Source organism: Nostoc flagelliforme FACHB-838 (assembly GCF_014698065.1).
Classification (GTDB): Bacteria; Cyanobacteriota; Cyanobacteriia; order Cyanobacteriales; family Nostocaceae; genus Nostoc; species Nostoc flagelliforme_B.
Window position 1 is genome coordinate 1 of the sequence record NZ_JACJSI010000217.1, and the last position, 9,907, is coordinate 9,907.

At 40.4% G+C, this 9,907-nt stretch carries 8 protein-coding genes and 1 rRNA gene; 5 read left to right on the top strand and 4 right to left on the bottom strand.

The features are described 5' to 3' along the window. Nucleotides 1-160: 160 nt before the first annotated feature. Nucleotides 161-3,166: a caspase, EACC1-associated type gene (locus H6G97_RS53650; protein ID WP_242055832.1), complete on the bottom strand. Its 3,006-nt coding sequence runs from the start codon at nt 3,164-3,166 to the stop codon at nt 161-163. Nucleotides 3,167-3,176: 10 nt separating this feature from the next. Continuing rightward, nucleotides 3,177-3,554, bottom strand: a complete 378-nt coding sequence (locus tag H6G97_RS37865; RefSeq protein ID WP_190945839.1) for a hypothetical protein — start codon at nt 3,552-3,554, stop codon at nt 3,177-3,179. A 1,262-nt stretch (nt 3,555-4,816) separates the two neighbouring features. Between H6G97_RS37865 and H6G97_RS37870 the strand changes: the two genes are divergently transcribed. From H6G97_RS37870 to H6G97_RS37890, 5 genes are all read left to right on the top strand, one after another. Beyond that, on the top strand, nt 4,817-5,266 hold the full coding sequence (locus tag H6G97_RS37870) for a pyridoxamine 5'-phosphate oxidase family protein (protein WP_190945840.1): 450 nt from the start codon (nt 4,817-4,819) through the stop codon (nt 5,264-5,266). A 118-nt stretch (nt 5,267-5,384) separates the two neighbouring features. Beyond that, nucleotides 5,385-6,509: an aldo/keto reductase gene (locus tag H6G97_RS37875; RefSeq protein ID WP_190945841.1), complete on the top strand. Its 1,125-nt coding sequence runs from the start codon at nt 5,385-5,387 to the stop codon at nt 6,507-6,509. A 19-nt stretch (nt 6,510-6,528) separates the two neighbouring features. Beyond that, nucleotides 6,529-6,714 carry a ChaB family protein gene (locus tag H6G97_RS37880; RefSeq protein ID WP_190945842.1) on the top strand — a complete coding sequence of 62 codons (186 nt, stop codon included), beginning with the start codon at nt 6,529-6,531 and terminating at the stop codon, nt 6,712-6,714. Then, nucleotides 6,701-6,844 carry a hypothetical protein gene (locus H6G97_RS37885; RefSeq protein WP_190945843.1) on the top strand — a complete coding sequence of 48 codons (144 nt, stop codon included), beginning with the start codon at nt 6,701-6,703 and terminating at the stop codon, nt 6,842-6,844. Before H6G97_RS37880 ends, H6G97_RS37885 begins: the two co-directional genes overlap by 14 nt. Before the next feature lie 233 nt (nt 6,845-7,077). Beyond that, nucleotides 7,078-7,698 (top strand): DUF411 domain-containing protein, encoded by a 621-nt coding sequence (locus tag H6G97_RS37890; RefSeq protein WP_190945844.1) that lies wholly within the window; start codon nt 7,078-7,080, stop codon nt 7,696-7,698. Nucleotides 7,699-7,854: 156 nt separating this feature from the next. Here the strand turns inward: H6G97_RS37890 and H6G97_RS37895 are convergent, their stop codons facing one another. Both H6G97_RS37895 and rrf read right to left on the bottom strand, forming a co-directional pair. Continuing rightward, nucleotides 7,855-8,799 (bottom strand): tetratricopeptide repeat protein, encoded by a 945-nt coding sequence (locus tag H6G97_RS37895; RefSeq protein ID WP_190945845.1) that lies wholly within the window; start codon nt 8,797-8,799, stop codon nt 7,855-7,857. Nucleotides 8,800-9,721: 922 nt separating this feature from the next. Next, a 5S ribosomal RNA gene (gene rrf, locus H6G97_RS37905) occupies nt 9,722-9,839 on the bottom strand. Nucleotides 9,840-9,907 lie beyond the last annotated feature (68 nt).

Here is a 9,907-nt window from a genome sequence, read left to right on the forward strand (position 1 = left end):
GGTCATGGTTGAAGAGTCGAATTCGTCAACAACTTATTCAATTTGACTGTATCAGGGATGCTATGGAATATGTACTTCGCCTAGCGTCCTAACCGCCTTGTCTGTTGCTATAATAACAACTCTTTGTGGATTAAGTTTAGCTTGGATACCATCAACTCCCTTATTTGATGCGGTGTAGTTTGACTTGAAAATCTTCACCACCACTAATAATCATGGTTCCTTGATTAGTTTTTAAGTCGATACTATTGATTTTTTTAGAGCTTTGGTAAATTGTTTTACCTTCTACTGCTTGTGTTTTATCGAGCTTATGTTCGGGGGTTAAGTACCAAGCTACAACTCGTCCATCATCGCCACCACTTACTAGCAAACCACCATCATCACTAAATGCCAGACTACGCACAGATGTTTTTGATGCTGGCCAGCGATCTATTGGCGAACAATTGAGTTCATTAATTTTTTCCTGGGGATTGGGATTTTTTAGAGTTTGGCACTGATTCAAGTTCCAAATCGTAATGAATCCCGCTGAATCGGAGGTTGCTAGGATTTTTTCTGCCGAGTCAGGAACAAAAGCTAACCCCCAAATATAGTCTTCACGCCCAACTAATGGGTCTAGTTTTTCTAGATTTTGCACTGATAAACCTGGCAATTGTTTATCAGATTGATTTGGATTCCACTGCCACAAGATGAAACGCTTAAAGTTTCCAGCAATTACTAGAGTTTTCGCATCTGGGCTGAGATTTAATGCCCGGACTTGGAAACCTGATAATTTTAATGTACTTTGTACGTCGATAACTTGCGGTTCTGGCAGAAAATCGCTGTTAGGCGCTGATCTTGACCATAATCTCACTCTACCACTGCCATAGCCACTGAATAAGTTAAGTGAGTTTGAGGTGAAAGCTAAATCAAAAACGCGATCGCCTTTTGCTTTAGGATCTTTAAGGTCTTGAAGTTCGCTAATTTTTTGACCTGATGGTACATCTCTGAGTTCAATTACACCATTATCTAGACCAACAGCCACGCGATCGTTTTGTAATGGCATGAAGCGTAAGACTTCTACAGCATCATCCGTAATTGCCATTAAACCTTTGCTTTGTTGAAGCTTATCACAAGCTCCAAGCCCTTCTTGACGACTAGTTACTCTGTCATTAGGTTCTAAGCTGTTGTTACCAACTCTCCAAAGTCTCAATGTGCAATCATCTGAGCCACTGACAACAGATAAACCAGTGCCATTAAATCGAACTGAGTTTACTGATCTTAAATGAGTTCCCAGTGGTGAAAAATTTTGTTGAATAAAGTAAATTCCAACTGCTACTGTAACAGCAAAAGATACACCACCAAATAACATCAATGGGCGAAAATTTTTGCCAGAAGTAGACACAGAAATATCTTGAGTCTTGATTGCGGTTTTAGATTTACTTGACTTTTTAGTTTCAAAGCTATCTTCTTGTTGCGGTGGGGAGGTTAAAAATGCTTCCTGTGTAGGTGTTTCTGAGCTTGACTGGGATTTTGGTAGTAGATTGGCTTGTAACGTTTGAACAGTAATTACTTGTTGAGTTTGAGTTAGCTTTGTCTCTCGTTGTCGAATAACTTTTTCTTCAATTCGTGCTACTTCTTCATTCCCCAGTTCCAAAACGCGCTGATATCGCCTTAACTCTTCACGAATCTCTTTCGTGAACGGGTACTCATGATCAATTGCTTGAGTCAGTACTTGCTCATACTCTTGCAATTTTTGTTGATATGACTCTCTCTCTGCTGTAATTCGGGCTGTAATTGGCTGAATATCTTCAGCTTTTAGACCTAAGAGTTGCTGCTGCTGCCACAGTTGGTTATGCTTTGCTTCGCTCAAAGGATATTCCTGCTGCACTGCTCTTATAAATGCCTGCTCAAACTGCTGTAATTTTTGTCGATATGCCTCCATATCTGCTGTCAGGCTGTTTTCAATTGCAGCTAAATCTTTATCCTTAAGTTGCCATTCCTGCTGCATCTGTTGCAATTGGTGGCGAGTAGGCTGACTTAGAGGATACTCTTGTCGCATTGCTTTAGCTAACCACTGCTTGTAGTGTTGCAGGTGTTGCTTATATGCTTCAATTTTTGCTTTAACCTGCGCCTCAATTGGCATTGTATCCTCATTCCTCAGCCCCAAAATTTGCTGAAGATTCTGTCGTAGTATATTGATATCATCATCACTTAGAGCTACTTGCTGCTGGAGTGCCTCACTAAAGTCCCGCTCATATTGCTGTAACTTTTGTCTAAATTCCTGACGAGCAACTGCTAACATCTCATCTTCAATTGCAGTTGCTTCTATTTCGGATATTCCCAAGCGTCTTCTGAGCGCGTCCAAAGTCTTGCGACCCACAAAAGAAACATCGCCACGGCTACTGTATCGCGCCACTTCTTTACGATACTTCTGTTTAGGATCACCTTGGGGTACTTTTGTAAGTCGAATCTTAAAGCCTTCTCTACTTGTGTAGATTTCTGGCTTCATCGTCGGCTGTATCTCTCTAACTTTTCCGCTGGCATACTCATGCAACTCATCAATTGAGACAACCCCATCTTCATCTAGGTCTGCCGCCCCAGTTGTAATTCCTTCAATCAAATAACGAGTATAAATTGAGAGGTCTGACCCCTGCTGCTCAAAGGAATATTGAGTCGAACTGGATGAAGTGAGAACAGCCCGCCCCTCTCCTCCTAATTGCTCACGGATATTTACACTGCCGTCATCTTTGGCTGATAAACCTTCGGCAAAAGCACCACTAAAGCAACTGTCTAAAATGACCACTTGTCGCTTAGAACGGCTGCGGCTCATGCTTTCATGTACAACACTGGCTGAAACTGCCGATGAGCGAATTAAATCTCCTCTTGGAGTTTTGCGTGTAGTGCGCGTTGCTAAAAACAGTCTGCCAGTGTCATCCTTAATACCATGACCGGAAAAAAAGAGAACTAAGAGATCATCTTTTTGACGATGGGCAAATAGATTTTCGATAGCTTCCTCCATATCTTGGCGCTGGGGATTTTTTAGCACCATAATATCTGTCTCAGTAAAGCCGCCCATTTCTGGGTGCAACAGCACTTGCTCCATCGCTTCAACATCTTTTACAGCACCAGGTAGTGGGTTTAAACCAGGCTCATACTCACTCACCCCAATCAGCAACGCTACCTTAACCATCTGTGATTCTCTATCCTGCTACAAATTTCTGTGCTGCCTCAATTGCTGCTTCTAGCTCTTGCCGACTACTAGCTTTGACTTTGAGTTTCTTGCCATTAGCCTCAATTTCTAGTTCAATAGTTTTGTTGCCAAGGCGATCGCCTAAAAATCCCATCAGTACTTTAATATTCTTAGCATTCACCTGCGTTGTTAGCCAACCCACAGCCAGCCCTGTAAGTGACTTGCTGTCTGCTGGTACTTCTGCTTCACGAAAAAGACTAGCATCTTCCACTTCATCCAGTTCTAACATCTGTTGCAATAGTCTCTGCGTTTCGTCTTGCAGTTCATCGTCATCTAAATTAGGCTCTTGCAAGGCGATGGTAATCTGGACATTGGATGTACTCGCCATTCTTACACCTCTAATTGTGGTTAATGCTTAAATTATCATAAGTATCTTATACAATCCAATTAGTGATAATTCCGGTCTAGATTGTCATAAATACAAATTTTGACAATACGTATAGCCTGCTATGAATAGGAAGAGTATTGTAAAGTAAAAATAGATACTATTACTGACCAGAGTAAGCTAGGCTTGATTTTGATTTACTTAGTTAATTTAGCAATATGAGAGCGATCGCTATTGCTGTGTCATATAAAATCTTACACTTGCAGAATTTGTTTAGTTTTATATTTTCATTCAAAAACCGATGTACCCTTCTCTACTGGAGGCAAACTATGTGCAGCCGTGATTTTTAATTGTTAAATATATTTGCTGTTTACTTTCTCAAAAAGGCTAATTGCTTTCTCAAAATACTTAAATGCATTCTCAAAATGAGCTTTTACTTTCTCAAACCCCAGTTTGCTTTCTCATTTTGGTGTTTTCCGCAAGTAAAAGCTGCTTTTGCTTTCTCAAAATGCTTGAATGCTTTCTCATTTTGGTGTTTTCCGCAAGTTAAAGAAGCTCTTGCTTCCTCAAACCCCAGTTTGCTTACTCATTTCGGTGTTTTCCGCAAGTAAAAGAAGCTCTTGTTTCCTCAAAATGCTTGAATGCTTTCTCAATAGATAATACCATTTCTAAAAATCTTGGTAATAAATGAATCGACAGTAGGGGCGTAGATCTGTCATTGGTGTCAACTTAACGTAAAAGCCTTTTCAAATCTCGTTTCCAGCCAGAGGGTAGTAATGCTGCTCCTTGAGTTGCTGCCGCAAGTAAAGAAGGCGGAACTACAACACGGCATAAATAAGCTACCCATTCCAAATCAACAAAACGCTTATACTGTATTCATTTTAACTTTTGACTTTTGACTTCCGCCTTGCGGTACTAGCCTGTTGACTCTGTGCCTTTTTAGGGAGTCAAAATTCATGCAAAATTTGTGTGGTCATTGCGAACGGAGCAATGACGAAAGAGATCTTTTTCGCTTTCACAAAAATAGCATGAACCGAAAAGCCTCATTTCTATGCCTAAAAGTTGTATATGTACATAACAGTCACTATCAACCAATATCTCTATAGATATAACTAAAAAACCTAGTTTTAGGATAATTCCATCTGTAGACTCACGCAATTTAAACAAAAAAGGTTAATACTGAAAAATAAGTTTACCAGTATAAAACTTGATTGTAATCAAAAATTACAGTCCAAAAAAAGCAAACAGAGAAATAACTACAAACTATGGCAACTTCTACAGACCACGCTCAACAGATTAAAAAGCTGCATGAACTAATCAAAAATATTGATTATGGTATGTTTACCACAGTCGATGATGATGGCAGTTTGCATAGTTACCCCATGTCAAAAAGTGGTGAGATTAACTCTGAAGCCGCACTCTGGTTCTTTACATACGCTGGTTCCCATAAGGTGACTGAGATTGAACACTATGACCAAGTAAATATTAGTTTCTCGTCACCCGAACAGCAGCGATACGTTTCTATCTCAGGTTCAGCGGAACTGGTGAAAGACCGCAACAAGATGCGAGAGCTATGGAAGCCCGAACTGCAAACCTGGTTTCCTAAAGGATTAGATGAACCCGATATTGCTTTGTTGAAAGTGAATATTAATCAGGTTAATTATTGGGATAGTGAATCGAGTTTCAAGCCACAAACAATTAGTTTTTTGGCATAATTACAATTAATTCGTAATTCGTAATTCGTAATTCGTAGTTAAGGATTCAATTACGAATTATTTTCAAATATGTAATTGGTGTTGACAAAAATTAAGTATTTTTAATTAAGATAAATCAATGGTAGAACAAAACAATCATGATGAAGCTGCTCAAAAGCATCTACCTTTAGAGGTAAAGCGGCGACATTTTTTAAAAGGAATAGGCTTTATCGGTGCAGGTGCAGGGGCAATATTTGCTGATCACATCCTCAATGCTAATCCCGAAGTAGAAGCAGCAAAGGTTCCAGCATCATCTGCAACTCCAACGAACAGCGCAAACACTGGTGAAATTCCTCTCCGTCCACTGGGAAAAACTGGGGTGAAAGTGTCGGCGATCGCACTTGGAGGTGCAACTTTAGGGCAAGCAAAGAGCAAGGAAGAGGCGATTCGCATTACCCACGAATCTATTGACAATGGCATCACCTTCATGGATAACGCTTGGGAGTATAACAAGCATCGTAGTGAAGAGTGGATGGGAGAGGCGTTACAAGGACGACGAGACAAGGTTTTTTTAATGACGAAGGTTTGCACCCACGGACGCGATCGCAAAGTGGCAATGCAACAACTTGAAGAATCTCTACGTCGCCTCAAAACAGACCACCTTGACTTGTGGCAAATCCACGAAGTTGTTTACGATAACGATCCAGAAAGAATTTTTCGTCCCAACGGAGCAATTGAAGCTCTAGATCAGGCGAAAAAAGAGGGTAAAGTCAGATTCGTTGGCTTTACGGGTCACAAAGACCCCGCGATTCATCTAAAAATGCTCTCCTACAATTACCCATTTGATGCAGTGCAATTGCCGCTTAATTGTTTTGATGCTACTTTTAGAAGCTTTGAGCGCCAGGTACTACCAGAACTTAACAAACGAGGAATTGCCGTAATTGGCATGAAAAGTCTTAGTGGCAATGCTGATGCAGTGAAAAAAGGTGTAGTTACTCCCCAGGAAGCCATCCGTTATGTGATGAGTTTACCGATCGCTACACTCGTTAGTGGCATTGATTCCCTGGAAGTACTGCGGCAAAATTTAGCGATCGCCCGTGGCTTTCAACCAATGCAAGCAAAAGAAATGCAGGCGTTGCGCGATCGCTGTGCCCAATACGCTGCCGATGGGCGTTTTGAACTCTTCAAAACCTCCAAGCAGTTTGATGCTGATGAAGGCAGAATCCAGCATGGCTTTCCACCTCAAAGCCAAGTGCAAACGTGAAACTGGGGAAATGAAACTTATGCCCTACAAACAAATTGCAGACTTACCAGATTCAGTCAAAGAAAACTTACCTAAGCACGCTCAAGAAATTTTTCGGGCTGCATTTAACAGCGCCCAAGAAGAATATGGTGGAGAAGAACGTGCCTTTCGAGTCGCTTGGAGCGCGGTAAAGCGCGATTACGAAAAAGGCGATGATGGGCATTGACACAAAAAGCCAGAATAGAAGGGAACGACAGGCGTTGCTGGATCAAAATATGAATCATGCGGCGATCGTTTCAAAAAAAACGATCGCTCCATCTGTTTTCCTTAAAAAAGGCTACAACATAGATGTGTAGCCTTTTTAAGGTATTTTTTCTTTGCAAGTCTCTTACAGTTATTATGACTAATAAGAAATCGCTTTTGCTTTATAACATATAGTATTTTGCGTAGAATCGTAGTGTATTTGAAACGCAGAGGGACGCAAATTAAGCGCATAGGCGCTTTGGCTTCCCAGTAGGTAAGTACGCAGAGTCTTTTTCGAGAGAATTCGTTTCAAATTTCTGCAATTTTGTACTTTAGGAAGTCTCAAATGTCGCACAAACAATTTATTTATTACTGGCAAAAATGGTTGCTTCCGATCTTAGTACCTGCTGCGGTGCGAGTAGTGATAATGATTTGTCTAACAGCAGGGGTGTTAGGCATCTTGGGAAGCACTGCTTCTATGAGCCATGCTCAAGCTGTTTTTCCTACTTCTGTTGTAGGCAATGCTCAACTCGTAAGTGCCACTAAGCGTATCCAGGATCAACAGACACGATTAAATTCAATAGCCTTAAATGCGACCGTATATCACAGTCCCGACTGTAACTGTTGTGGTGGGTGGATTGATCATTTAAAGGGACAAGGTTTTAAAATCACAGACATTTCTACGCCTGATATCGAAACAGTCAAACAAAGGTATAACGTGCCGGCTAACTTGTCATCTTGCCACACAGCAATTGTTAATGGATATGTTATCGAAGGGCACGTCCCAGGAGACGATATTAAACGTCTGCTTCAAGAAAAGCCAAATGTTGCTGGTTTATCAGTTCCCCAAATGCCCGTAGGCACTCCTGGGATGGAGATGGGGAATCGAAAAGACCCGTATTCTGTGTTTTCTTTTGATCACAAAGACTCAGTTGCAGTATTCAATCAGTATCGTGCTGAGTCCTGAGTGAATTAAAAGAGTTACTCATTATTTATGTATTTATTACATACTCCGCTCCTTGTGAAGCTACTATAGTTTTCTTCCAAGTGGCGTAGCGGTCTAACTCTAAGCCGAGGCATGGGCTAAAGCCTTGCTATCGCTAACGTAACTCAGCACTCTTAATTATTTAGAACCAGCTTTGATCAACTGCGACAAATTTGTTAACCATCTCTCAAACCAGAAGCTAGACGCTACGCTTGCAACATTTTCAGAAAGAAGCTCAATAGCATGGTTACAATCTTGCAGGCTAGCATCAAGTCCCATTGCATGATAGATTTCACGAGCATTGCAAAAGGCATTCATCGCTTCTGATTCTCGATTGATTTTTTCTAATATCAAACCCAAATTAAACCAGGCGTTTGCTTCCCCATTTAGGTCATCAAGATCCCTTCTGATATCTAATGAATAATGATGAAACTCAAACGCCTTTCGGTACTGTCCTAGAGCCTTATAAGCACTACCCAACCCACTTAAGGCCATAGCTTCCCCATTGCGATCGCAGATGAATCTTGCTACGTATAACCATTGCTGGTAAAACTCAATTGCTAATTGGTAATGCCCTAATGATTCATAAGTATTGCCCAAACTTCCCAGGCAAATGCATTCCCCAGTGCGATCGCCTATTTCCTTCGTTATACTCAACCATTGATAATAAAATTCAATTGCTTGCTCATACTTACCTAGATATTCATAAGTATTGCCCAAACTCCCCAAGCAAATCCCTTCGCCAGTGCGATCGCCTATTTTCCTGGTAATACTCAACCACTGCTGATAGAATTCAATCGCTCGCTGATATTTGCCTAGTGATTGGTAAGCGTTACCCAACCCAGATAAAGATTTAGCTTCCCCTAAGCGATCGCCTATTTCTCTAGCTATATCCAGCCACTGCTGGTAAAACTCAATTGCTAGGTAGTACTCGCCTAGTGACTGGTAAGCATTGCCCAAACTTCCTAAAGAGATGACTTCCCCTAAGCGATCGCCTGTTTCTCTGGCTTTTTCTAAGCACCACTCTTCAAACTCAATGGACTCAATGTTATTTAGGCTCCCGGATCTAGTTACTTCTGTCATTCTCTGTAGAAAACGAAATTTTTGCTCAACAAGCTGTTGATTATACAATTTTCTGTGACTTTAGCACAGGATCAGTGCAACTTATAGACACAACTTAATCTCTAAATATAGAAATTGTTCTTTAATATCAAACTTTCTTTTAAATGCAGCACTTACTATGTATAAAAAGCATTTATTTATCTTTAATAAAAAATGCATGAGTATAGTATGCTGAAAAACTTAGCTTTCTCAAAAGGTATAAGCAAACCAAATTAATCAGCAGCAGCATAATTGGGCAATGCGTTGAGTTGTAAGTTAACAGCACTTAAATAATTTTGATCGTTTAAAATTTGTAATGGTAATTTATCTGCATTAACAGCAGCCTCCACCAAATCTTTCGCAAGAATATTTCTGTTCTGAGTTTGAAATTATTAGCGCTTCTTTGCTAGGAATGCCGTGTTGTTGCAGACCTCCTTGATAAGCAAAAGTAACTAGATTAAAAGGCTGGACGTAATTTAAAGAAGTCGAGTTACTGGATAAATTGTTAGAGTTGATGGCTATGCTGTCGGTAATAACGGTTTGAGCGCCAGCGATTCCAGGCACGAGAGTAATAGAAGCTAAAATAAGTGCAGAATTTATTAAGGTAACAAATTGTATTTTTGATCGTTATGGAACATTATCGACGCTTGGCAGTGTTATTTCTATATCACTAATGGATAGTCAAAATTCTTGTAGAGACGTAACATTGCTACGGCTCTACAAGGGGTTCTGAATAACGCATATACTATTTCTAGATATGTCTAAATTATCGAATTAAATCTTCCGTGTAATTCAAAAAATTAGTTTTTTTTATACATAAGAATTTATTATTCTTAAGAAGCTTTTGCAACACAAAAACAAAACCCTTCTCATTATCTGAGGAGGGTTTTGTTTTGAATTATAAACCTGGCATCGAGCTATTTTTGCGTAGGGCTACCCCTAAACTATCGTGGCCGCAGCAGCGTTTCACCTCTGAGTTCGGGAAGGGTTCAGTGTGGTTCCACCGCGCAATAGACACCAGGAAAACTCTGGTTGGTTGACAGTTAACGGTTAACAGTTAACTGTGAACAAAACCCTGAAGACTGCAAGT

Coding starts and splice junctions, on each gene's coding strand:
- H6G97_RS37895 (WP_190945845.1), bottom strand. CDS start 8,799: ATGACAGAAGTAACTAGATCCGGGAGCCTAAATAACATTGAGTCCATT.
- H6G97_RS37870 (WP_190945840.1), top strand. CDS start 4,817: ATGGCAACTTCTACAGACCACGCTCAACAGATTAAAAAGCTGCATGAA.
- H6G97_RS37890 (WP_190945844.1), top strand. CDS start 7,078: ATGTCGCACAAACAATTTATTTATTACTGGCAAAAATGGTTGCTTCCG.
- H6G97_RS37885 (WP_190945843.1), top strand. CDS start 6,701: ATGATGGGCATTGACACAAAAAGCCAGAATAGAAGGGAACGACAGGCG.
- H6G97_RS37865 (WP_190945839.1), bottom strand. CDS start 3,554: ATGGCGAGTACATCCAATGTCCAGATTACCATCGCCTTGCAAGAGCCT.
- H6G97_RS53650 (WP_242055832.1), bottom strand. CDS start 3,166: ATGGTTAAGGTAGCGTTGCTGATTGGGGTGAGTGAGTATGAGCCTGGT.
- H6G97_RS37875 (WP_190945841.1), top strand. CDS start 5,385: ATGGTAGAACAAAACAATCATGATGAAGCTGCTCAAAAGCATCTACCT.
- H6G97_RS37880 (WP_190945842.1), top strand. CDS start 6,529: ATGCCCTACAAACAAATTGCAGACTTACCAGATTCAGTCAAAGAAAAC.